This window comes from Streptomyces sp. NPDC001348 (assembly GCF_053597535.1).
Window position 1 is genome coordinate 50705 of sequence record NZ_JBSFIK010000037.1, and the last position, 23856, is coordinate 74560.

Sequence of the window (23856 nt, forward strand, 5' to 3'; positions counted from 1 at the left end):
CCGGCCCGGCCGGAGGTGTTGCATGGGGGGCTGTGGAACAGCAGCCCCCCGCCGCCCCGTCCGGTGCCGCCGCACAGGCCATCGAGGCCGTCTTCCGTCTGGAGTTCCCCCGGGTCGTCGCCGGTGTCGCCCGGATCGTCCGGGACGTGGGCATCGCGGAGGAACTGGCCCAGGACGCACTGGTCGCCGCCCTGGAGCGGTGGCCGCGGGACGGCGTGCCGGACAACGCCGGAGCCTGGCTCATGGCCACCGCCCGCCACCGCGCCGTCGACCTGGTCCGCCGCCGCGAGAACTACGCCCGCAAGCTCGCCGAGATCGGCCGCGACCTGCCGAACACGGCGCCGCCGCAGGAGCCCGCAGACCCCGAGGACATCGACGACGACCTGCTCCGCCTGGTCTTCACCACCTGCCATCCGGTGCTGTCCGCCGAGGCCCGCACCGCACTCACGCTGCGCCTGCTGGGCGGTCTGACCACGGCCGAGATCGCCCGCGCCTTCCTCGTGCCGGAAGCGACGGTCGCCCAGCGCGTCGTGCGCGCCAAACGCACCCTGGCGAGGAAGAACGTCGCCTTCGAGGTCCCTTACGGACCCGACCGCGAGGCCCGCCTCGGCTCCGTCCTCGACGTCATCTACCTGATCCACAACGAGGGCTACGCGGCCACCGCGGGTGACGACTGGCTGCGCCCCGCCCTGTGCGAGGACGCCCTCCGGCTGGCCCGTGTGCTGTCCGCCCTGATGCCCAAGGAACCGGAGGTGCACGCCCTGACCGCGCTCCTGGAGTTCCAGACCGCCCGCGCCCCCGCCCGCACCGGCCCCGACGGTGCCCCCGTCCTCCTCAGGGACCAGAACCGCCGCCGCTGGAACCGGATGCTCATCGCCCGCGGCGTCGCGGCACTCGGCCGCGCCGAGGCCGCCGCCACCGGGGCGCCCGGGCCGTACACCCTCCAAGCGGCGATCGCGGCCTGCCACGCACACGCGCACTCCTACGAGGAGACCGACTGGGCGGCCATCGCGACCCTCTACGACCTGCTATCGGCCCGCGGCCCGTCCCCGGTCGTGGAGCTGAACCGCGCGGTCGCCGTCTCCATGGCGCGCGGCCCGGCCCCGGCCCTGGAGATCGTGGACCGGCTGGCCGCCGATCCCGCCCTGCGCGACTACCACCTGCTCCCCAGCGTCCGCGGCGACCTGCTGGCCCGCCTCGGCCGCGGGGCGGAGGCACGCGCGGAGTTCGTCCGGGCGGCGGGACTCGCCCGCAACGCGCGGGAACGGGAGCTGCTGGCCGCCCGGGCGGCCGAGCTCGGCCCGTGACCGGCGTTCCACGGATGATCGCACTCGGCGGGCACGGCGGTCAGCGCGAGCAGCGGCCAGTGGACGAACACGTCGTACGACAACGGCGTGGCACCGAGGCCGAGTGGGTACGTCGCGACGGGCACGGCCGGCGCCGCCGCCCCGAAGGCCCCGGCACCGGCCCTGTCCTCCCCGCGGACCACGGCCAGGCAGCAGCCGCTCAGCCGTTCGCGGGTGCCCCGAGCAGCATCGTCGGGGCACCCGCGACGCGGGTGAGGAACACGGTGGCCGAGCCCGGACCCTGCGGCTTGACCTTCCGCCGCAGCTCCTCCGGCTCCACCGCAGACCCGCGCTTCTTCACGGTCAGGACCCCGACTCCCCGCTCTCGCAGCAACGCCTTCAACTTCTTCACGTTGAAGGGAAGTTGGTCGGTGATCTCGTACGCGGACGCATACGGGGTCGGCCGCAGCCCGTCCGCCGTCACATAGGCGATGGTCGGGTCGATCAGCCCGCCGCCCACCTCCTCGGCGACCTCCGCCACCAGGTGCGCGCGGATGACGGCGCCATCGGGCTCGTACAGGTACCGGCCCACGGACCGCACGCCGGGGTCCGGCAGCCCGCGGGAGAGCAGGGACCGCGGTCCGGGCAGCAGGGTCGCCCGCACGGCGCCCGGCGCTCCCGTCCCGAACCACAGCACCGCCTCCTTCACGTCACCGCCGTCGGAGATCCACTCCGCCTCGGCCTGTGCGGGAACCGTCTCGTGCGGGATGCCGGGCGCGATCTTCAGGGCCGCCACCCGGGAGGCGGACGCGACGCCCACGGCCCACGACAGGGGCGGCGAGTACGCCTCCGGATCGAAGACCCGGCCCCGGCCGCCCCGCCGCGCGGGGTCCACGAACACGGCGTCGTACGCGGACGTGTCCACCTCCGTCACGTCGGCCTCCCGCACCTCGATCAGCTCGGCCAGCCCCAGCGCCTCCGCGTTGGCGCGGGCCACCGCCGCGGTCACCGGATCCCGGTCCACCGCGAGCACCCGGATCCCGGCGCGGGCGAGGGCGAGCGCGTCGCCGCCGATGCCGCAGCACAGGTCGGCGACGGAGGTGACGCCCAGGTCCCGCAGCCGGCGCGCCCGGTACTCGGCCACCGCCGCCCGGGTGGACTGCTCGACCCCGTTGGGGGTGAAGAACATCCGCCGCGCGTCCTCGGCGGCGAACTTCGCCGCCGCCCGCTGCCGCAGCCGGGCCTGGCCGAGGGCGGCCGAGACCAGGTCGGCGGGGTGGTCGCGGCGCAGCCGGGTGGCGACGGCGAGTTCGTCGGCCGGGGCCGTGCCGTGCACCTCGTCGAGGAGGGCGCGGCCCTCGGGGGTGAGCAGGGAGCGGAAGGCGAGCAGGTCGTTCACCGGGTCATTGTGGGCCAGTCGGTGGATGGTGCGCCCGCGGCGGCGGTGTCGGGCCGGTTCGGGGCCGGGGCTCTGCCAGGATCCGGCACCATGCGACTAGTAGTACAAAATGACAAAAATGGTGCGCGATGGAGGCGAGTGGCCACGAGGCGGCCGGCCACTCGGAGCGGCCTGGTCGCGCTCGCCGTGGCCGCCGTCGTCTCCGGTGGCGCCGTCTCCGGCTGCTCGGCGCCGGGCACGGCCCCGCACTCGGCCCCGGACGTCCGGCCCGCCCCCGGCCAGCAACGCGTGCAGGGGCCCGCCGAAGCGCTGGACTCCTACGCCTCCCGGCTGCGCACCTCCCGCGCCGCCCTGGCCGCCGCCGCCCGGCGCTGGGGCCTGGAGGGCGTCCCGCTCACACCCCCGGCACCCCCCGCCCACAAGCCGAGGATCACCGCCCGCGACGGATTCGAGGTCGACGGCCAGGAGGAGCTGGACCTGCCGCCCGTCTTCACCACGATCCCCACCAAGCAGAAGGTCGTCTTCCTCACCATCGACGACGGCGCCGAGAAGGACCCGGCGTTCCTGCGCATGATGAGCGACCTGAAGATCCCCTACACCGCGTTCCTCAGCAACTACCTGGTCGAGGACGACTACGGGTACTTCCGGAAGATGCAGGCCAAGGGCATCACCCTCAACAACCACACCCTCACCCACCCCTACCTGCCCGGTCTGTCCTACGACCAGCAGCGCGACGAGATCTGCGGCATGCAGCGGATCATGCGCGAGCAGTTCGGCCGGAGCCCGACCGTCTTCCGCCCGCCCTACGGCAACTACAACCGCGACACCCTTCTCGCGGCCAAGTCCTGCGGCATCAAGTACGCGCCCATCTGGGACGAGGAGGTCTACGTCGACCACTGGGAGTACCGGGAGGACGACCAGAGCCTGCACCCCGGCGACATCGTCCTGACCCACTTCCGGGGGTGGGACGACTGGAACGGCACGATGGTCGACGACATGCGCAGGTTCCTGAACAAGGTCACGGCCGAGGGGTACGCGGTGGCCCGCCTGGAGGACTACCTGTGAGGCGGCGGTGGCGCGGCGCCCGGAAGCATCAGAGCAGTGCACCGGGCGCCCCCCAAAGAGGGCATCCCCGCTGACGCGCCGCACGGCAATTGGCACTCCGCTTGACCGAGTGCTAATCGCAGTCATAGTCTCGGCTCTGGCACTCCCCCCTGGAGAGTGCCAATGACGCGACGGGCAGGTCCGGCACCCGCGACGACGGATCGACCTGGTCGCCACCTCAGACAGTTAACCCCGTGAGATCTCCGAAGGGGGAGGTCGGATCGTGACGACCACCAGCTCCAAGGTTGCCATCAAGCCGCTCGAGGACCGCATCGTGGTCCAGCCGCTGGACGCCGAGCAGACCACGGCCTCTGGCCTGGTCATCCCGGACACCGCCAAGGAGAAGCCCCAGGAGGGCGTCGTCCTGGCCGTGGGCCCGGGCCGCTTCGAGGACGGCAACCGTCTTCCGCTCGACGTCTCCGTCGGCGACGTCGTGCTCTACAGCAAGTACGGCGGCACCGAGGTGAAGTACAACAACGAGGAGTACCTCGTCCTCTCGGCCCGCGACGTGCTCGCGATCATCGAGAAGTAATCACCTCGAGCTTCACCGCTTCGAGCTGCGCCCCCGGCCCCCGCGACCGTTAACAAGCCGGGCGCCGGGGGCGCAGTCCGTTTCACCGACCGTATTTTTTTGCACCCTAGATTTCCCGAGAGGGCTACGCTCCCATGGCGAAGATCCTGAAGTTCGACGAGGACGCCCGTCGCGCCCTCGAGCGCGGCGTCAACAAGCTCGCCGACACGGTGAAGGTGACGATCGGCCCCAAGGGCCGCAACGTCGTCATCGACAAGAAGTTCGGCGCCCCGACCATCACCAACGACGGTGTCACCATCGCCCGTGAGGTGGAGATCGAGGACCCGTACGAGAACCTCGGCGCCCAGCTGGTGAAGGAGGTGGCGACCAAGACCAACGACATCGCGGGTGACGGTACGACCACCGCCACCGTGCTCGCCCAGGCGCTCGTGCGCGAGGGCCTGAAGAACGTCGCCGCCGGCGCCTCCCCGGCCGCCCTCAAGAAGGGCATCGACGCCGCGGTCAAGGCCGTCTCGGACGACCTGCTCGCCTCGGCCCGGCCGATCGACGAGAAGTCCGACATCGCCGCCGTCGCCGCGCTGTCCGCCCAGGACCAGCAGGTCGGCGAGCTCATCGCCGAGGCGATGGACAAGGTCGGCAAGGACGGTGTCATCACCGTCGAGGAGTCCAACACCTTCGGTCTGGAGCTGGACTTCACCGAGGGCATGGCCTTCGACAAGGGCTACCTGTCGCCGTACTTCGTGACGGACCAGGAGCGCATGGAGGCCGTCCTCGACGACCCGTACATCCTGATCCACCAGGGCAAGATCTCCGCCATCGCGGACATGCTGCCGCTGCTCGAGAAGGTCATCCAGGCCGGCGCCTCGAAGCCGCTGCTGATCATCGCCGAGGACGTCGACGGCGAGGCCCTGTCGACCCTGGTCGTCAACAAGATCCGCGGCACCTTCAACGCCGTCGCCGTCAAGGCCCCCGGCTTCGGCGACCGCCGCAAGGCCATGCTGCAGGACATCGCCGTCCTCACCGGCGGCACCGTCATCTCCGAGGAGGTCGGCCTCAAGCTCGACCAGGTCGGCCTGGACGTGCTGGGCTCCGCCCGCCGCGTCACCGTCACCAAGGACGACACCACGATCGTCGACGGCGCCGGCAAGTCCGAGGACGTGCAGGGCCGCGTCGGCCAGATCAAGGCCGAGATCGAGAACACCGACTCCGACTGGGACCGCGAGAAGCTCCAGGAGCGCCTCGCGAAGCTGGCCGGCGGCGTGTGCGTGATCAAGGTCGGCGCCGCCACCGAGGTGGAGCTGAAGGAGAAGAAGCACCGTCTGGAGGACGCCATCTCCGCGACCCGCGCCGCGGTCGAGGAGGGCATCGTCTCCGGTGGTGGCTCCGCGCTCGTCCACGCCGTCAAGGTCCTCGAGGGCAACCTCGACAAGTCCGGCGACGAGGCCACCGGTGTCGCGGTCGTCCGCCGTGCCGCCGTCGAGCCGCTGCGCTGGATCGCGGAGAACGCCGGCCTCGAGGGCTACGTCATCGTCTCCAAGGTCGCCGAGCTCGAGAAGGGCAACGGCTACAACGCCGCCACCGGCGAGTACGGCGACCTGGTCAAGGCCGGCGTCATCGACCCGGTCAAGGTCACCCGCTCCGCCCTGGAGAACGCCGCCTCCATCGCCTCCCTCCTGCTGACGACCGAGACCCTGGTCGTCGAGAAGAAGGAAGAGGAAGAGCCGGCCGCGGCGGGCCACGGCCACGGCCACGCCCACTGACGCACCGTCGGTAGCACCCAAGGCCTTCGGGCCGTGAGCGAGGCCCGGCACCCCGGAAGGGGTGCCGGGCCTTCGCCGTGCCTGACTGCCTCGGTTACTCGCGGACCTCAGTGTCAACGGGAGCATGCGCGTCACCGCTGCCGCGAGAGGACGCAGCTGACGTGGGTGATGGCCAGGACGACGTCGAGGGGCGACCCCGAGGGGCGCGGCGGTGAGAACGAGCGCCACCGGCCACGGACGGCAGTGCGGGCCGTGAGCTGCAGGGCGCGAGTCGGTCCGGCTTCATGCCCGTCAAGCAATCCATCGGGTGTGAACGGGGACGACGGCTTCTCCGTGAAGTCGGAGAAAGGCCGGGTAGCGCACATCGGCGGAAGGAAGGTCTCCCGCGAAGTCCTACGCGAGGCGGTCCTGGACCCGGGCGAGGTGACTCCCTCCGCCCTGGGAGAACGACCTGAGGTGGATGCGACTGGTACCACACCCTTGTACCATGTGACTGGTACAATATTCCCGTACCAGTTCTTTCGGTTTCCGTGGAGGGAGAGGGCCGTGTCCATCACTGCCAGCGAGGCCCGAGCCAGACTCTTCCCGTTGATCCAGCAGGTCAACGACGACCATGAGCCCGTCGAGATCACCTCCAGGGGCGGCAACGCCATACTGATGTCCGCCGACGACTTCCGCTCCTGGCAGGAGACCGTCTACCTGCTGCGTTCGCCGGCCAACGCCGCCCACCTCATGGCGGCCGTCGCCGCCGACAAGGCTGCCGACACCCCGGTGATCACCAAGAACATGGACGAACTGCACGCCCTGGCGGAGGACGGGGAGTGAGGGACGTACGGTTCCGCCCCACCGGGTGGGAGGACCTCCTGTACTGGCAGGACGCCGACAAGAAGCTGTTCCGCAAGCTTGTCCGTCTCATCGGCGAGATCCAGCGTGACCCGTTCACGGGCATCGGCAAACCTGAACCGCTGAAAGGTGACCTGTCCGGCTACTGGTCCCGCCGGATCGACGACGAGCACCGGCTCGTCTACCGGGCCACCGAGAAGGAAGTCGTGATCATCAAGGCCCGGTACCACTACTGACCGACGAGGGCCCAGACAGTCTTGCCGGGAGCGCCGACGCGTGACGTCACCCCCCATTCCTTGGCGAGTGCCGCGACCAGGACGAGCCCCCGCCCGTCGTCGTCGCCCCCGCCGTCCCGCGCCACTGGCAGCCGCTCACCACGTGTGTCGCACGGTCGACTTCGGGGACGAGGTCACCGGCCGAAGTCTGTCCCGGGACCCGGTCGGTCTGTGGAACCTGCGCCTGTTCGAATACGCCGGAACTCCGGGTCCTTTCCAGGTGCGAGCGGATGGTCGTGAGGCACTGCTCAACGGTGCGCCCGGCCGGAGGCTGGACGTGCGGCAGAAGATCCACGTCGTCGGCGATCTCGTCGTCGAACAGACCGACCCGCAACAGGTTCGCGGCCTACATCCGCTCCCGGATCGAAGCGGCCGTCGCGCCGGGGGTGATCGGCTGGGAAGGCGGCGGAGGCGGTACCTCGCGCAGGAGGTAGCGCAGTAGGCCGCCGGGGCGGTGAACGGGGGCGCCGTCGTCGCCCGGCCGGACATGGCTGAGGGGCGGTCTCGCGCCCAGTCGAGCCTCGCCCGGATGCCGGGACGGAAACGCGTGGCGAAGTCTTCGAGATCCATCTGCGGGCATCCCCCCCATCCCCATGCCTCACCCACCGTACAAGGACACACGCCACGGCCCCGGCAGCCTGGCAATCGCCTCGATGCCCGTCAGCGGACCCTATGCGGGCGGCCCGGAGACGAACGCACCGTTCCCGTCATAGGGCCAGGCGTTGGCGACGCATCCGTGCAGGCCCTTGATCTGCTGCATCATCACGGGGGCCAGTTGTCCGGGGCCCGCGCAGGTCATGTGCGTGTAGCCGAGGAAGTGCCCCATCTCGTGGTTGACGATCAGCGCCCGGTAGTCGTGGATCGGACCGTCGAACATGGGTGAGCCCTGTACCCAGCGTTTGAGGTTCACCACCACCCCGTCGGGAACCTCGCAGTTGTACTCGCCCTGCGTGTCCTGGTGGATGCCCGCCCAGCACAGGGCGTCCGCCGTTCCCGGGGTCGCGATCTTCACCTTCAGGTCGTAGGGCTGCCCCGGGCTCACCAGCTGGAACGAGGAAAGTCCGTTCCGGGTCCAGCCGCGGGGAGCGGCGAGTATGTCGGCGATCTCGTGCGCCGCCTGGTTCGGCGAGATGCCGAGCCCGGTTTCGACCTGCACCACGTAGCGGAGCAGATGTCCGCTGTGACCGACCTTCGCGCCGCTCGCCTGCGCGGTGACGAATCTGCCGGAGCCCGTGGAGGGGACGCCGCTCTTGGGAGGGGGCGTGGAGGGAGTCGTCGTTGACGTGCGCTTGGGCTTGGGCCTGGGTTTCGGCTTTGGGGTGGGCGTCGGCGGCGTGGGGGTGGCCTGCATGTCCCGCGCGCGCGGCGCAGCGCTCGACGCGTCGCTTCGTCCGCCGTTCAGGTCGCCTCGTCCGCCGTTCAGTAAGAACGCCGTTGAGCCGAGCAGACCGACGGCCACCAACGCGGCGACCAGATAGGTCCGGCCCCGGCGGCGCGGACCGCCCCGGCGGTGGGAGGTCCGGCGGCGGCCGGGCCGGTGCGGACGGCCGTCGCGGCGGGATGCCGCGGCGCTGCCGGTGGGCGATGCGGATTCCCGCTCTTGTGCCGAATGCATGACAGCTCAAACTGGTCATTTCACATGATGACCATGAGCTCAAATGGTCACGAGATGATAACGAAGGATTTTCCGGTAGGGGGGCGGCCGACAACCCGGCCGCCCCCCTTGCGTGTCACCGCACCCCGGACGGAGTCGGTCCCGCCGGATCATGTCCGGGTCGATCTGTCGCGCCCTGGCGAGGGTCACCGCTCCAGCGCGTCCAGCGCCCCCAGTTGCTGCATCAGCCCCAGCTGGTCGTGCTGCCACCAGATCTCGGCGATCTTTCCGTTGCCGCCGAACCGGAACAGCGTCATTCCCGTCATGCCGACCCGCCTGCCGGTGGCCGCGATGCCCAGGAAATCGCCCTTGTGCGTGGCGTTCCAGGTCCAGCGCGCGCAGATCCGGTCGCCCTGGGCGATCACGTCCTCGACCGTGAACGTGAAGTCGAAGGCGCCGCGCCACATGCGGTACTCGCTGCGGGCGGAGTCCAGCCCGATCGTGTCCTGCGGGTTGATCGGGTCGTGGCTGTGGATGTCCTCGTCGAGCAGGTCGTTCAGCGGCGGCAGGTCACAGGGGGTCGCGAGTGTCTCCAGGAACCGGCGCACCACGCCGATGGACAACTGCTCGTCCCGCACCACGTCCAGGTCGATGAACGTGGGCATCTCGTCGCACAGGGCGACCATGCCCCGGAAGATCCGGTCGGTCTCCGGGAGGTTCGAGTTCCGCATCGCCTCCTCGTACGACGGGAACTCCACCACCTCGATGATGTGCGACGCGTCCGAACGGTCCTTGCCGACCACCGCGTGCGTCGCGGTCCGCTTCCCCTTGGTCTGCTCGACCCAGTCGTCCATGAGCCGGTTCATCTCGTCCAACCGGCTGGTCCTGCAGTCGATGAGCTGTACGAAGGTCATGACGCCGCCTCCGGCCCCCCTGGTCCGGTTCCGTCACGCCCATTTTCGCACCGGAACGGCGGCACCACCCGTCCGCTACTGGGGCCCGTACCTGCGCCCGGTCCGCGAGCTGACCCCGCTCAGCAGACCGCGGGGGGTCACCTTCGCCAGCCCCATCAGCGCCTTGTAGCGCGGGTCCGGAATGGACACCGACTTGCCGCGGGCCAGATCGGCCAGCGCCGCCGCGACCAGCTTGTCCGCGTCGAGCCACATCCAGTTGGGAATGTTGTCCGTGCCCATCCCGGCCCGCTCGTGGAACTCGGTGCGCACGAAACCCGGGCACAGCGCCATCAGGCGGACGCCCGTACCCGCCAGATCCTTCGCCGCGCCCTGGGTGAACTGCACGACCCACGCCTTGGACGCGCCGTACGTGCCGCGCGGCACGAAGGCCGCCACCGAGGCCACGTTGACGACGCCGCCGCGCCCGCGCCCCCGCATCGCCCCGGCCGCCGCCGACGTCAGCCGCAGCACCGCCTCGCAGTGCACCTTCAGCATGCGCAGCTCGTCGGCCATCGACACGTCGAGGTAGCGGCCCTTGTTGCCGAAGCCCGCGTTGTTGACCAGCAGGTCGACGGGGTTGCGGCGGTCGCCCAGGCGGGCGGCCACCGCGTCGATGCCGTCGTCCTCGGCCAGGTCGGCGGTCAGTACCTCCACCTCGACGCCGTGCCGGTCGTGCAGCTCGGTCGCCTGCTCCCGCATCCGCTTGGTGTCCCGCGCCACCAGGACCAGGTCGTGCCCGTCCGCCGCCAGCCGTCGCGCGAACGCGGCGCCGATGCCCGCGGTCGATCCCGTAATCAGAGCCGTTGTCATGGGCCAAGGGTAGTTACCCGGACCGCGGGTGCGTCGTACGTGGCCTGCGGTGACTGCCTCTCAGGAGGCGGGCCGCCCGCCGTGCTCCGCCACGTACCTCCGCGCGGCCGCCAGTGTCTCCGGATGCAGGGCGGCGCCCGCGCCGAGCACGCGCGGCAGCAGTTCCCGCTCGGTCGTCGTCGCGCGGAACTCCAGGGAGACCGTCACGTCGTGGTCCGGCCGGTGCACGATCTCGATCGGATCGCCCGCCCGTATCTCACCCGGCTCGATCACCCGCAGGTAGGCACCGGTCACGCCCTTCCGGGTGAACCTCCTGACCCAGCCGCGTTCCGCCAGATGGCCCTGGAAGGTACGGCAGGGGATCCGCCCCGAGGTCACCTCCAGGACCACCTCGGAACCGATCCGCCAGCGCTCGCCGACCAGCGCCCCGGACACGTCCAGACCGACCGTCGTGATGTTCTCGCCGAAGCAGCCGTTGGCCAGGGACCGGTCGAGTTCCCGCTCCCACGCGTCGAGGTCCTCGCGCGCGTACGCGTACACCGCCTGGTCGTTCCCGCCGTGGTCGCGCAGCGAGCACACCGCGTCCCCGGCGAGCCCGCTGCCGCCCACCCCCTTGGGTCCCGGAGCCGCCACCCGCACCGGCCCGTCCACCGGGCGCTTGTCGATGCCGGTCAGGCCCTCCGGCTGGTCGGTGTACGGCACGGCACGCGCGCGGCCCAGATTGACCGAGAGAAGCTTCATGTCGGCACGGTAGGAGGCCGCTCCTCAAAGCGTCGACTCATTATTGGGTGCCGTGCCCAAGACGGGCTTATGCTCGAAGGGTGATCGAGGCCCGCCATCTCCGCGTGCTGCGTGCCGTCGCCACCACCGGTTCCTTCTCGGCGGCGGGGCGCGAACTGGGCTGCACCCAGCCCGCCGTCAGCCAGCAGATGAAGGCCCTGGAGTCCTCGGTCGGCACCCCCCTGCTGGTCCGCGGCGGCCGGGAGATGCGGCTGACCCAGGCCGGCGAGGCGCTGGTCCGGCACGCGTCCGGGATCCTGGCCGGACTCACCGCCGCCGAGGAGGAGGTCGCGGCGATCGCCGGGCTGCGGGCGGGCCGGGTCCGGCTCGTCTCCTTCCCCAGCGGCAGCTCCACCCTGGTCCCCACCGCGCTCGCCGCCCTGCGCGCCGCCCATCCCGGCACCCGGGTCTCCCTGGAGGAGGCCGAGCCGCCGAAGTCCGTGGACATGCTCCGCGAGGGCGACTGCGACGTGGCGCTCGCCTTCCGGTACCAGGGCGCGGCGGGCGCCGAGGAGTGGGACGACCTCGTCGTGCGCCCGCTGCTGACGGATCCCCTGGTCGGTCTCGTACCCGAACGGCATCGTCTCGCGCGCGCCGGGTCGGTCGCCATCGGCGAGCTGGCCGAGGAGCCGTGGATCGCGGGGTGCCCGCGCTGCCGGGGACAGCTGGTGGAGGTCTGCGAGAGCGCGGGCTTCACGCCACGCATCGACTTCGCCACCGACGACTATCCGGCGGTGGTCGGCCTGGTGGCCGCGGGGCTGGGGGTCGCGGTGCTGCCCCGGCTGGCGATCGAGTCCGTACGTCCCAGGGGCGCGCGCGCACTCGCCCTGGAACCGGCGGTGCGCCGGGAGATCGTCGCCCTCACCCTCCCCGACCTGGCCCAGGTGCCTGCGGTGGCGGCCACGCTGGAGCAGCTGGCCCGGGCGGCGCGGCGCTGAGGCGTCTCACGCGGGAGGTCGGCGCAGAGTCATGGGCACGCGCGTGGGGCGTGCCCATGGGCAGAGATGGTGCTGGAACGCGCAGACATATGCAGGAACGTTCCTTCAGTTGTCCGGGGCGGTGTCCCCGCTGTTCGACGACGCCGACACCAGCCGGTGCCGTGCCCGCCCCATGAGCTCTTCGCGCTCGTCCTCGGTCAGGCCGCCCCACACGCCGTACGGCTCGCGCACCGCCAGGGCGTGCGCCGCGCACTCGGCGCGGACCGGGCACCTCATGCAGACCTCCTTGGCCGAGTTCTCTCGAGCGCTCCGAGCCGCCCCGCGCTCGCCCTCAGGGTGGAAGAAGAGCGAGCTGTCGACCCCACGGCAGGCAGCCAGGAGCTGCCAGTCCCACAGGTCCGCGTTCGGTCCGGGAAGGCGGGAGAAATCTGCCATTGCGTGACCCCTTGTAGCCGTTCTGGCGGATACGGTGCCAACGACCGTACATCTCCGGTCTAAGGAGATGAAAATATGACTCATTGCGAATCTAGCCCCAGACACTGAAAAGCGATACGAAAAAGGGCTAAACGGGGCATGGGTTGTGTTGAAAAGTTGAGGGTCCGCCGGCCATGTCTGCATCGTGTCGGCTCCCTCACGTAGAGTGCCGAATACGGCATGCAGCCCCGTAACTCTTTCGAGTGACCGTCGTTGAGAGTGCGGAGGCGGTTGAAAACACAAGCGCTCGGGCAGGCGTCCGAGACGGTCGACCGCACAGGTGACGATTTCGTACCAGCCTGGAGGCTCAAGGTGACGCGCATCAGCTGCGGAGGGCGGCCATGACATCCGTCCTCGTCTGCGACGACTCCCCGCTTGCCCGAGAGGCGCTGCGCCGCGCGGTCGCGACCGTGCCCGGCGTCGAGCGCGTGACGACCGCGGCCAACGGCGAGGAAGTCCTCCGCCGCTGGGGCGCGGACCGCTCGGACCTGATCCTGATGGACGTACGCATGCCCGGACTGGGCGGCGTCGAGACCGTGCGCCGGCTGCTGTCCGCCGACCCCGGCGCGCGGATCATCATGCTGACGGTGGCCGAGGACCTCGACGGCGTGGCCCTCGCCGTCGCCGCCGGCGCCCGGGGCTACCTGCACAAGGACGCCTCGCGCGCGGAGCTGCGCGCCACGGTGACCCAGGCCCTCGCCGACCCGACCTGGCGCCTGGCCCCGCGCCGGCTGCGCTCCGCCGAGATGGGCGCCGCGCCCACCCTCACCGCGCGTGAGATCCAGGTGCTGGAGGGCATGAGCCACGGCCGCTCCAACGCCGAGATCGGCCGGGAGCTGTTCCTCTCCGAGGACACCGTCAAGACCCACGCCCGGCGCCTGTTCAAGAAGCTCGGGGCCTCGGACCGGGCGCACGCGGTTGCGCTCGGTTTCCGTTGGGGACTGGTCCGGTAGGACGGTGATCCGTAGCGGGGGTGCGGACAGGGCCGTGCCCCCCGCCCGACGCGGCGCGGGCGGGGGACTGGCGGCTCCCGGGGTACGTGCCGAAGCGGTCCTTCGGACGGCCGCTGCTCGTTTCGTCGCGGATGCCGCATCCTTGAGGTGTGGAGTTCCTCGGGGACGAGTCGGTCGAGCGGAAGGGGAGGGCGCAGGGAATGAGTGCCGGCGCACCTGCTCATAACGCTTCGGTGCACAACCACCAGCACGATGCGACGGACCGGACGGCCGCAAGGCACCATGGACCGATGCGCGACGACGAGGCGGGCACGGCTCAGGGGACGATCGGCGGGCTCGTGCATCGCGCCGTCGACGGGGACGAGCAGGCCACGCACGACCTGCTCGCCCATGTCCACCCGCTCGCGCTGCGCTACTGCCGCACCCGGCTGTCCCGGCTCCCGGGCGACGCGCGCCACTTCGTCGAGGACCTCGCGCAGGAGGTCTGCGTCGCCGTCCTGCTCGCCCTGCCGCGCTACCGGGACACCGGCCGCCCCTTCGAGGCCTTCGTCTTCGCCATCGCCTCGCACAAGGTGGCCGACCTGCAGCGTGCCGCGATGCGCCACCCCGGGTCGACGGCCGTCCCCTCGGACGAGATGCCGGAACGCCCCGACGACTCCCTCGGCCCCGAGGAGCGCGCCCTGCTCAGCAGCGACGCCGAGTGGGCGAAGAAACTGCTGGCCAACCTCCCGGAGAACCAGCGCGAGCTGCTGCTGCTGCGCATCGCGGTGGGGTTGACCGCGGAGGAGACGGGTCAGATGTTGGGAATGTCACCCGGAGCCGTACGGGTGGCGCAGCACAGGGCGCTCAGCCGGCTGCGGGCGCTCGCCGAGCAGTGAACCAGGGTGAACCACCCTGCGGCGAACACCTTCTTTGAACGAGCGCCGACCCGGTTCCGTACGAACATACGAAGCCCGCGGTACCGCAGAACCGTGGAATTTGCCCGCCAGGCTTCCCGTTAGCATGGACATCCGCACCGATCAAGGCCATTTGGGGAAGGTGTCATGACTGCAAACGTCGACGGAGTGCCCGGTAAATTCGCGACACTCGGGCTGACCTACGACGACGTGCTGCTGCTGCCGGGCGCATCCGAGGTGCTCCCGAACGCGGTCGACACCTCGTCCCGGATCTCCCGCAACGTCCGGGTCAACATCCCGCTGCTGTCGGCGGCGATGGACAAGGTGACCGAGTCCCGCATGGCGATCGCGATGGCCCGCCTCGGCGGTGTCGGCGTGCTGCACCGCAATCTCTCCGTCGAGGACCAGGTCAACCAGGTCGACCTGGTGAAGCGCTCCGAGTCCGGCATGGTGGCCAACCCCATCACCATTCACCCGGACGCCACGCTCGCCGAGGCCGACGCCCTGTGCGGCAAGTTCCGCATCAGCGGGGTCCCCGTCACCGACCCGGCCGGCAAGCTGCTCGGCATCGTGACCAACCGTGACATGGCCTTCGAGACGGACCGCACGCGCCAGGTGCGCGAGGTCATGACACCGATGCCGCTGGTCACCGGCAAGGTCGGCATCTCCGGCGTCGACGCCATGGAGCTGCTGCGCCGCCACAAGATCGAGAAGCTTCCGCTGGTCGACGAGGCCGGCATTCTCAAGGGCCTCATCACCGTCAAGGACTTCGTCAAGGCCGAGAAGTACCCGAACGCCGCCAAGGACGCCGAGGGCCGGCTGCTCGTCGGTGCCGCCGTCGGCGCCAGCCCCGAGGCGCTGGAGCGCGCCCAGGCGCTCGCCGGGGCCGGGGTGGACTTCCTGGTCGTCGACACCTCGCACGGCCACAACAGCAACGCGCTGAGCTGGATGTCGAAGATCAAGTCGAGTGTGTCCGTCGACGTGATCGGCGGCAACGTCGCCACCCGCGACGGCGCGCAGGCGCTGATCGACGCCGGTGTCGACGGCATCAAGGTGGGCGTCGGCCCCGGTTCGATCTGCACCACCCGTGTCGTCGCCGGCATCGGTGTCCCGCAGGTCACCGCCATCTACGAGGCCTCCCTCGCCGCCCGCCCGGCGGGCATCCCGCTGATCGGCGACGGTGGCCTGCAGTACTCCGGCGACATCGGCAAGGCCCTCGCCGCCGGCGCCGACACGGTGATGCTGGGCTCGCTGCTCGCGGGCTGCGAGGAGTCCCCGGGCGAGCTGCTGTTCATCAACGGCAAGCAGTTCAAGTCGTACCGCGGCATGGGCTCGCTCGGCGCCATGCAGTCGCGCGGCCAGGCCAGGTCGTACTCGAAGGACCGCTACTTCCAGGCGGAGGTCTCCTCCGACGACAAGCTCGTGCCCGAGGGCGTGGAGGGCCAGGTGCCCTACCGCGGCCCGCTCTCCAACGTGCTGCACCAGCTCGTCGGCGGCCTGCGCCAGACCATGGGCTACGTGGGCGCCGCCACCATCGAGGAGATGGAGTCCAAGGGCCGCTTCGTCCGCATCACCTCCGCTGGCCTCAAGGAGAGCCACCCGCACGACATCCAGATGACGGTCGAGGCGCCGAACTACAGCAACAAGTAGGCGCCGGACGTGCGAGGGCGGCTCCGGAGCATCCGGGGCCGCCCTCGTCGTGCCCGTCGGCGATACTGGAAGGCGCTGCAACGCATCAGGGAAAGGCCACAGACGTGACTGAGATCGAGATCGGGCGCGGCAAGCGCGGCCGCCGGGCGTACGCCTTCGACGACATCGCCGTCGTCCCCAGCCGCCGTACCCGGGACCCGAAGGAGGTCTCGATCGCCTGGCAGATCGACGCCTACCGCTTCGAGCTGCCCTTCCTGGCCGCCCCCATGGACTCGGTCGTCTCCCCGGCCACCGCGATCCGCATCGGCGAGCTCGGCGGCCTGGGCGTGCTCAACCTCGAGGGCCTGTGGACGCGGTACGAGGACCCGCAGCCGCTGCTCGACGAGATCGTCGACCTGGACGCGGAGACCGCGACCCGCCGCCTGCAGGAGATCTACGCCGCGCCCGTCAAGGAGGAGCTGATCGGCGCGCGCATCAAGGAGGTCCGCGACTCCGGTGTGGTCACCGCCGCGGCGCTCTCCCCGCAGCGCACGGCCCAGTTCTCCAAGGCGGTCGTGGACGCGGGCGTGGACATCTTCGTCATCCGCGGCACGACGGTGTCGGCGGAGCACGTCTCGTCCTCGCACGAGCCGCTGAACCTGAAGCAGTTCATCTACGAACTCGACGTCCCGGTGATCGTCGGCGGCTGCGCCACCTACACCGCCGCCCTGCACCTGATGCGCACCGGCGCGGCCGGCGTCCTGGTCGGCTTCGGCGGCGGAGCCGCGCACACCACGCGCAACGTGCTGGGCATCCAGGTCCCCATGGCGACGGCGGTCGCGGACGTCGCGGCGGCCCGCCGCGACTACATGGACGAGTCCGGCGGCCGGTACGTGCATGTGATCGCGGACGGCGGTGTCGGCTGGTCCGGCGACCTGCCCAAGGCGATCGCCTGCGGCGCCGACTCGGTGATGATGGGCTCCCCGCTGGCCCGCGCCACGGACGGGCCCGGCAAGGGGCACCACTGGGGCATGGAGGCCGTCAACGAGGAACTGCCGCGCGGCAAGAAGGTCGACCTCGGCACGGTCGGCACCATCGAGGAGATCCTCACCGGCCCGTCCCACTTCCCCGACGGCTCGATGAACTTCTTCGGCGCCCTGCGCCGCGCCATGGCCACGACCGGCTACAGCGAGCTCAAGGAGTTCCAGCGGGTCGAGGTGACGGTGGCGGACAGTCAGCACCGCCGCTGAGCGCTCCGCTGGTTCGGCGGTTCGTTCTTGCGCGGGGCGGCGGGGTTGCGCTGGTCCGGTGGTCTGTTCGTCCGCGGGACGGTGGGGGCCGGTCGCGCAGTTCCCCGCGCCCCTGGGTGGGTGCAGCCCAGGCGGGCATGAAGTGAGGGTCCCGCCCACCTCAGGTGGGCGGGACCTTCGCTTGCTCTGCTGTCAGGACGCGGCCTTCTGCGTGCCGGAGAACGCGGCGAAGGCGGCGATCCCGAAGAACAGGAAGGTCAGCGGGTCGGCGTCCTGCTTCCAGGCGTCCTGCACCAGGCCGAAGTGCTGGAAGAAGAGCTCGGAGAAGCTCACGCCGACGTCCTTCGCGCCGATCATGGCCTCGCCGACCAACTGGCCGAGGTAGACCGCACCCAGCGCGAGCACCGCGCTGATGACGGCGAGGGCGGGGTTGCGACCGCCTGCCTTGCCCGCCGCGAGGCCGATGACGAAGCCGACACCGACCGCCGCCCAGCCGATCTCGTGCTTGGTGAGTCCGATGACGACGCCGTAGAGCGCGGCGGCGACCAGGGCGGCGGCGAGGGCGGCCGCCAGGCCGAGGGCCACGTTGTCCTTCCGCGGCGCGGGAGGCACCGGCGGGGCGTACGGGGCGCCGACGGGCGGCTGCTGGGCGAACGGGTTGGCGTCGGACGGCTGCTGGGCGAACGGGTTGGCGTCGGACGGCTGCGGCTGCTGCTGCGGCTCGGAGTGTGGCGGCGGAGCTGACTGGCTCATGACAGGAATCCCCCCGATGGTGTGGTGAAAAGGTGCACGGCTGTGCGACGAGTGGGGAGATTAGCAGTCGGCGGTGACAACGCCGCGGGGTTTTCCCGCGGTCCGCTCAGAGCCGGTGCGCCGTCCCCGCGGGTGTCGCGCCGCGCGTGTCCAGCAGCAGCTGGGCCTTCACCGACAGGCCCTGGAGGTCGTACGTCCGGTGCTGCTGGAGCAGGATCGTGAGGTCGGCGTCGGCGGCCGCCTCGTACAGGCCGTCCGCGCGCGGGACCGGGCGGTCCAGCACGCTCCAGGAGCCCACGTGGGGGTCGTGGAAGCTGACGGAGGCGCCCAGCTCCATCAGCCGCAGGGCGATCTCCTGGGCGGGCGTCTCCTGCTGGTCGGCGAGGTCGGCCTTGTAGGTGACGCCGAGCAGCAGCACGCGCGCGCCGCGCGCCGACTTGCCGTGCTCGTTCAGGAGGGCTGCGGCGCGCTGGACGACGTACCGGGGCATCCGGCTGTTGACCTGCTGGGCCAGTTCCACCATGCGCAGGTTGCGGCCGGTGTGGCCGGTGAGGTCCTGCGCGAGGCCGTGTCCGCCGACGCCGGGACCCGGCCGGAAGGCCTGGAAGCCGAACGGCTTGGTCTCCGCGCAGCGGATCACGTCCCACAGGTCGACGCCCAGGTCGTGGCAGAGCACGGCCATCTCGTTGACGAGCGCGATGTTCACGTGCCGGTAGTTGGTCTCCAGCAGCTGCACGGTCTCCGCCTCACGCGGTCCACGCGCGCGTACCACCTTGTCGGTGAGCCGTCCGTAGAAGGTGGCGGCCGATTCCGTGCAGGCCGGGGTGAGGCCGCCGATCACCTTCGGGGTGTTGGCCGGGGTGAAGTCGCGGTTGCCGGGGTCCACGCGGCTGGGGGAGTAGGCGAGGTGGAAGTCGCGGCCCGCGCGCAGCCCGGAGCCCTTCTCCAGCAAGGGCCGCAGGAACTCCTCGGTCGTGCCCGGGTGCACGGGTGACTCCAGGATCACCGTGGTGTGCGGGCGCAGCCGCTCGGCCAGGGTGTGCGCGGCCGCCTCGACCTGCCCGAGGTCCAGCCCCCCGTCCGCCCCGCGCGCGGTCGGCGCGCAGATCACGGCGGTGCGCACCCGGCCCAGCGCGGCCGGGTCGTCGGTCGGCAGGAATCCCCCCGAGAGCATCCGGCGCAGTTCCGCGGGACTGAGGGGGCCGGGCTCGGGGCCGGTGGTGTAACCGAGGGTGGAGATGCCGGCTGCGACGGCGGCCTGGGCCAGGGGGAGGCCGTAGGGGCCGAGTCCGATGACGGCGAGGTCTGCGGGCATGGGCGTGAGCCGTCCTTCCCAGTAGCCGAGGCGGGACAGGTGCGCAAGCCCGGTGGACGGGATGGACGCGCGCAATGTCAGACTAGGAGTAAATATGACCTTGATGCGGGATTGTGGTCATGTGTCTTCCGCTGCTCACGAGCCGGTTGTCCACAGGCTGGGGGCGAGTGGTGGCTGAAGTGGGGCAAGGGGGTCAGAATTCTGGGCATGGGGAAGAGGAACCGGGCTTCGCCCACCAGGTGCGGCCCGCGCGACCGATGACGGAGAGCGGGAGGCAGCGGTGAGGACAGCGACACTGGGGCCGGCGCAGCGCGCCGAGTCACTGGCGGCGATGGCCGAGCGTGAACTGGACGTACTGGTGGTCGGCGGCGGCGTGGTCGGCGCGGGCACCGCCCTGGACGCCGTCACCCGGGGACTGTCGACGGGACTGGTCGAGGCCCGCGACTGGGCGTCGGGCACCTCCAGCAGGTCCAGCAAGCTCATCCACGGCGGCCTGCGCTACCTGGAGATGCTCGACTTCGCCCTCGTCCGCGAGGCCCTGAAGGAACGCGGCCTGCTGCTGGAACGCCTCGCCCCGCACCTGGTCAAGCCGGTGCCGTTCCTCTACCCGCTGCAGCACAAGGGCTGGGAGCGCTGGTACGCCGGGTCGGGCGTCGCCCTCTACGACGCCATGTCGATGGCCCGCGGTCACGGCCGGGGCCTGCCCATGCACCGCCACCTGTCCCGCCGGCACGCGCTGCGCGTGGCCCCCGCCCTGCGCAAGGACGCGCTGGTGGGCGCCCTGCAGTACTACGACGCCCAGATGGACGACGCCCGCTTCGTGGCGACCCTCATACGCACGGCCGTGTCGTACGGCGCCCACGCCGCCAACCGCGCGCGGGTGACCGGCTTCCTGCGCGAGGGCGAACGGGTGGTCGGCGCCCGGGTGCAGGACGTCGAGGGCGGCGGCGAGTACGAGATCCGCGCCAAGCAGGTCGTCAACGCCACCGGTGTGTGGACCGACGACACCCAGGCGCTGGTGGGCGAGCGGGGCCAGTTCCACGTCCGCGCGTCCAAGGGCATCCACCTGGTCGTGCCCAAGGACCGCATCCACTCCACGACCGGCCTGATCCTGCGCACCGAGAAGTCCGTCCTGTTCGTCATCCCCTGGGGCCGGCACTGGATCGTCGGGACCACCGACACCGACTGGGACCTCGACAAGGCCCACCCGGCCGCGTCCAGCGCCGACATCGACTATCTGCTGGAACACGTCAACTCCGTCCTCTCGGTGCCGCTGAGCCGTGACGACGTCCAGGGCGTCTACGCGGGGCTGCGCCCGCTGCTCGCCGGCGAGTCCGACGCCACCAGCAAGCTGTCGCGCGAGCACACCGTGGCCCATCCCGTGCCGGGGCTGGTCGTCGTCGCCGGCGGCAAGTACACGACGTACCGGGTGATGGCCAAGGACGCCGTCGACGAGGCGGTGCACGGGCTCGACATGCGGGTCGCCGACTGCGTCACCGAGGACGTCCCACTGCTGGGCGCGGAGGGGTACACGGCGCTGTGGAACGCCCGGGCCCGGATCGCCGCGCGGACCGGTCTGCACGTGGTGCGCGTGGAGCACCTGCTGAACCGGTACGGCTCCATGGCCGAGGAGGTCCTGGACCTCATCGCCTCCGACCCCACGCTCGCCGAACCGTTGCAGGCCGCCGACGACTACCTGCGCGCGGAGATCGTGTACGCCGCCTCCCACGAGGGCGCCCGGCACCTGGACGACGTCCTCACCCGCCGCACCCGCATCTCCATCGAGACCTTCGACCGCGGCTCCCGCAGCGCCCGCGAGGCCGCCGAGCTGATGGCGCCGGTGCTCGGCTGGGACAAGGGCCAGATCGAGCGCGAGGTCGAGCACTACGAGAAGCGGGTCGAGGCCGAGCGGGAGTCGCAGCGCCAGCCGGACGACCTGACGGCGGACGCGGCACGGCTGGGGGCACCGGACATCGTGCCGCTGTAGCACCCTCCGGGAGGACGTCCGAACGGCCTGAGAACGCGTCCGTTGTCACGGCCCGTCACACCGACACGCCGAACCCGCACCTCACCCGCTCCCCGGATCCACGGGCCCCGGAGGGGGTGCGGGGCCCCCACGGCGTCGAGCACTTGTCGGGTGAGGGACAATGGAGGCTCTGTCAGGGCGGGTTGCATGAGGGGACGCATGTCGGAGGCGGAGCGGGCGGGGACTTCTCGTCAGGAGACTCGTCAGGACAAGAGCGAGCGTCTTCTCGCCGGGCGCTACCGGCTGGGGGACGTACTCGGCCGCGGTGGCATGGGCACCGTGTGGCGCGCCCAGGACGAGACCCTCGGGCGGACGGTCGCCGTGAAGGAGCTGCGGTTCCCGTCGAACATCGACGAGGACGAGAAGCGGCGTCTGATCACGCGCACCCTGCGCGAGGCCAAGGCGATCGCGCGGATCCGCAACAACAGCGCGGTGACGGTCTTCGACGTGGTCGAAGAGGACGACCGGCCGTGGATCGTGATGGAACTGGTCGAGGGCAAGTCCCTCGCCGAGGTCATCCGCGAGGACGGCGTGCTGAAGCCCCGGCGCGCGGCGGAGGTCGGGCTGGCGATCCTCGACGTGCTGCGCTCGGCGCACCGCGAGGGCATCCTGCACCGGGACGTGAAGCCGTCCAACGTGCTGATCGCCGAGGACGGCCGGGTCGTGCTCACCGACTTCGGCATCGCGCAGGTCGAGGGCGACCCGTCCATCACCTCCACCGGCATGCTCGTCGGCGCCCCCTCCTACATCTCCCCGGAGCGGGCCCGCGGCCACAAGCCGGGCCCCGCCGCGGACCTCTGGTCGCTCGGCGGCCTGCTGTACGCGGCGGTCGAGGGCACGCCGCCGTACGACAAGGGCTCGGCCATCGCCACGCTTACCGCGGTGATGACCGAGCAGCTGGAGGAACCCAGGAACGCCGGCCCGCTCAGGGACGTCATCCACGGGCTGCTCACCAAGGACCCGGCCACACGGCTCGACGACGCAGGCGCCCGGGCCATGCTCAGGGCGGTCGTCAACGCCCCCGAGCCGGAGGCGATGGACGCGACCCGGGTCGTGCCGCTGCCGGTGCTGCCCGACGACGCCGACGGTACCGGCGGCACCGGTGACAAGGACGGGGCGGCCGACGCCGGTTCCGGCAAGGAGCCCGCGGAGAAACTGCGCGGCAAGCTGCGCTCCGTGCGCAAGGCCGTGACGGCCGGGGGAGTCGCCGCGGCGGGCACCTCCCGTACGAAGAGCGGTGCCGGCGGCGGCGCGGCCGGCGCGCGGGCCACCACGGCGTCCGGACAGAAGGCTGCCGGGAAGTCCGCCACGTCGGCCCCGGCCGGCAAGGCGTCCGGGAGTTCGTCCGCGTCCCGGCCCGTCCCGTCGGCCCCGTCCGGCCCGTCCGCCCCCACGGGCCCGTCGGCATCGGTTCCGGGCCAGCGGTCGGGCGAGGGGGCGAGGAAGCCGAGTTCGGGATGGCCCGTCGTGCCGCCGCCGGACCTGGACCTGCCGCCCAGGCCCGTCCCCAGGGCGCCGCTCACCGACGTCGTGCCCCGGCGGACCCTGCTGATCATCGCGCTGGTCGTGGCGCTCGCCGTGCTCGGGACCGTGCTGGCGATCACGCTCGGTGGCGGCGACGGCGACTCCAAGGGTGCCAAGAGCAACGACGGCAAGCCCGTGGCGAGTTCGAGCGCCCGCCCCAAGGAGGACAGGAACGGCGGCACCCGTACGGACAGCGGCAATCCACCGTCCACCACGACTGGTTCGGACACGGCCTCCGGATCGGCCACGAACGCGAGCCCGGTCGCCAGCCAGACCGGCAGCGGCTCCTCGGGTCCCGGTGGCGGCGGCAGCGCGCCCGCGGTGTCGGTGCACAAGGGCGGTCAGGGGTACTCGATCGGCTTGCCCAAGGGCTGGAAGTACCGGTCCGCCAGTGCCGCGGGAGACCGTTTCACCGGTCCCGACGGACAGAAGCTGCTGATCGCCTGGACGAGCACGCCCAAGAACGACCCGGTGGCGGACTGGAAGAGCCAGGAACGCTACATGGTGCGCGCGCAGTACCACCGCATCCGCATAGAGCAGGTGGGCTACCGCGGCTGGAACGCGGCCGACTGGGAGTTCACCTACGTCGACGGTGGGACCGCGTACCGGACGATCGACCGCGGATTCGTCGTCAACGGCCACCAGGGGTACGCGCTCATGTACACGGCGAAGGCGGCCAAATGGGGCGGAGAACTGCGCAAGGACACCTGGAAGACGCTGACGGCGTCCTTCCGGCCCAAGCGGTGAGCCGAGCCCGCCCGG

The 23856-nt window shown here is 71.2% G+C and carries 21 protein-coding genes; 13 read left to right on the forward strand and 8 right to left on the reverse strand.

From position 1 onward, the window contains the following. Positions 1–32 precede the first annotated feature (32 nt). Positions 33–1307 (forward strand): RNA polymerase sigma factor, encoded by a 1275-nt coding sequence (locus ACWC21_RS31085; protein ID WP_450886614.1) that lies wholly within the window; start codon positions 33–35, stop codon positions 1305–1307. Positions 1308–1506: 199 nt separating this feature from the next. Here the strand turns inward: ACWC21_RS31085 and ACWC21_RS31090 are convergent, their stop codons facing one another. Beyond that, a complete protein-coding gene (locus ACWC21_RS31090; protein ID WP_450886616.1) occupies positions 1507–2685 on the reverse strand; it encodes a class I SAM-dependent methyltransferase in 1179 nt (392 codons plus the stop codon). A gap of 90 nt (positions 2686–2775) precedes the next feature. Between ACWC21_RS31090 and ACWC21_RS31095 the strand changes: the two genes are divergently transcribed. The 5 genes from ACWC21_RS31095 to ACWC21_RS31115 all read left to right on the forward strand — a co-directional run bounded on the left by ACWC21_RS31095 (position 2776) and on the right by ACWC21_RS31115 (position 7160). After that, positions 2776–3750, forward strand: coding sequence for a polysaccharide deacetylase family protein (locus ACWC21_RS31095; protein WP_450886617.1), 975 nt, complete (start codon positions 2776–2778; stop codon positions 3748–3750). Between the two features lie 262 nt (positions 3751–4012). Continuing rightward, complete coding sequence (gene groES, locus ACWC21_RS31100; RefSeq protein WP_121887562.1) at positions 4013–4321, forward strand: co-chaperone GroES; 309 nt, start codon at positions 4013–4015, stop codon at positions 4319–4321. A 134-nt stretch (positions 4322–4455) separates the two neighbouring features. Then, complete coding sequence (gene groL, locus ACWC21_RS31105; protein WP_450886619.1) at positions 4456–6081, forward strand: chaperonin GroEL; 1626 nt, start codon at positions 4456–4458, stop codon at positions 6079–6081. Between the two features lie 546 nt (positions 6082–6627). Next, the gene (locus ACWC21_RS31110; protein ID WP_450886620.1) at positions 6628–6906 is read left to right on the forward strand and encodes a type II toxin-antitoxin system Phd/YefM family antitoxin; all 279 of its coding nucleotides are present in this window, start codon (positions 6628–6630) and stop codon (positions 6904–6906) included. Then, on the forward strand, positions 6903–7160 hold the full coding sequence (locus ACWC21_RS31115) for a Txe/YoeB family addiction module toxin (protein ID WP_061920648.1): 258 nt from the start codon (positions 6903–6905) through the stop codon (positions 7158–7160). Before ACWC21_RS31110 ends, ACWC21_RS31115 begins: the two co-directional genes overlap by 4 nt. Before the next feature lie 709 nt (positions 7161–7869). On the opposite strand, the gene ACWC21_RS31120 is transcribed toward ACWC21_RS31115, so the two are convergent. From ACWC21_RS31120 to ACWC21_RS31135, 4 genes are all read right to left on the reverse strand, one after another. Beyond that, complete coding sequence (locus ACWC21_RS31120) at positions 7870–8814, reverse strand: DUF3152 domain-containing protein (protein ID WP_450886622.1); 945 nt, start codon at positions 8812–8814, stop codon at positions 7870–7872. 185 nt (positions 8815–8999) lie between these two features. Next, positions 9000–9707 carry an ester cyclase gene (locus ACWC21_RS31125; protein ID WP_450886624.1) on the reverse strand — a complete coding sequence of 236 codons (708 nt, stop codon included), beginning with the start codon at positions 9705–9707 and terminating at the stop codon, positions 9000–9002. 75 nt (positions 9708–9782) lie between these two features. Then, a complete protein-coding gene (locus ACWC21_RS31130) occupies positions 9783–10556 on the reverse strand; it encodes an SDR family NAD(P)-dependent oxidoreductase (RefSeq protein WP_450886625.1) in 774 nt (257 codons plus the stop codon). 60 nt (positions 10557–10616) lie between these two features. Next, on the reverse strand, positions 10617–11297 hold the full coding sequence (locus ACWC21_RS31135; protein WP_450886626.1) for an MOSC domain-containing protein: 681 nt from the start codon (positions 11295–11297) through the stop codon (positions 10617–10619). An 80-nt stretch (positions 11298–11377) separates the two neighbouring features. Here ACWC21_RS31135 and ACWC21_RS31140 point away from each other — a divergent pair, with 80 nt between their 5' ends. Next, positions 11378–12274, forward strand: coding sequence for a LysR family transcriptional regulator (locus ACWC21_RS31140; RefSeq protein WP_450886628.1), 897 nt, complete (start codon positions 11378–11380; stop codon positions 12272–12274). Positions 12275–12379: 105 nt separating this feature from the next. Here ACWC21_RS31140 and ACWC21_RS31145 read toward each other — a convergent pair whose 3' ends face one another. Next, a complete protein-coding gene (locus ACWC21_RS31145; RefSeq protein WP_450886629.1) occupies positions 12380–12709 on the reverse strand; it encodes a WhiB family transcriptional regulator in 330 nt (109 codons plus the stop codon). 380 nt (positions 12710–13089) lie between these two features. Between ACWC21_RS31145 and ACWC21_RS31150 the strand changes: the two genes are divergently transcribed. The 4 genes from ACWC21_RS31150 (at position 13090) to ACWC21_RS31165 (ending at position 17476) form a co-directional block, all read left to right on the forward strand. Then, positions 13090–13701, forward strand: coding sequence for a response regulator transcription factor (locus ACWC21_RS31150; RefSeq protein ID WP_003948568.1), 612 nt, complete (start codon positions 13090–13092; stop codon positions 13699–13701). A 290-nt stretch (positions 13702–13991) separates the two neighbouring features. Then, positions 13992–14579, forward strand: a complete 588-nt coding sequence (locus tag ACWC21_RS31155) for a sigma-70 family RNA polymerase sigma factor (protein WP_388791634.1) — start codon at positions 13992–13994, stop codon at positions 14577–14579. A 165-nt stretch (positions 14580–14744) separates the two neighbouring features. Then, positions 14745–16247, forward strand: a complete 1503-nt coding sequence (gene guaB / locus ACWC21_RS31160) for an IMP dehydrogenase (RefSeq protein WP_450886631.1) — start codon at positions 14745–14747, stop codon at positions 16245–16247. Between the two features lie 104 nt (positions 16248–16351). Next, a complete protein-coding gene (locus tag ACWC21_RS31165) occupies positions 16352–17476 on the forward strand; it encodes a GuaB3 family IMP dehydrogenase-related protein (protein ID WP_450886632.1) in 1125 nt (374 codons plus the stop codon). 192 nt (positions 17477–17668) lie between these two features. On the opposite strand, the gene ACWC21_RS31170 is transcribed toward ACWC21_RS31165, so the two are convergent. Both ACWC21_RS31170 and ACWC21_RS31175 read right to left on the reverse strand, forming a co-directional pair. Beyond that, positions 17669–18229: a hypothetical protein gene (locus ACWC21_RS31170; RefSeq protein WP_450886633.1), complete on the reverse strand. Its 561-nt coding sequence runs from the start codon at positions 18227–18229 to the stop codon at positions 17669–17671. A gap of 106 nt (positions 18230–18335) precedes the next feature. Next, positions 18336–19544 carry a nucleotide sugar dehydrogenase gene (locus tag ACWC21_RS31175; protein WP_450886634.1) on the reverse strand — a complete coding sequence of 403 codons (1209 nt, stop codon included), beginning with the start codon at positions 19542–19544 and terminating at the stop codon, positions 18336–18338. A gap of 280 nt (positions 19545–19824) precedes the next feature. Between ACWC21_RS31175 and ACWC21_RS31180 the strand changes: the two genes are divergently transcribed. Continuing rightward, on the forward strand, positions 19825–21531 hold the full coding sequence (locus ACWC21_RS31180; RefSeq protein ID WP_450886635.1) for a glycerol-3-phosphate dehydrogenase/oxidase: 1707 nt from the start codon (positions 19825–19827) through the stop codon (positions 21529–21531). Positions 21532–21729: 198 nt separating this feature from the next. Continuing rightward, complete coding sequence (locus ACWC21_RS31185) at positions 21730–23841, forward strand: serine/threonine-protein kinase (protein ID WP_450886636.1); 2112 nt, start codon at positions 21730–21732, stop codon at positions 23839–23841. Positions 23842–23856: the final 15 nt, after the last annotated feature.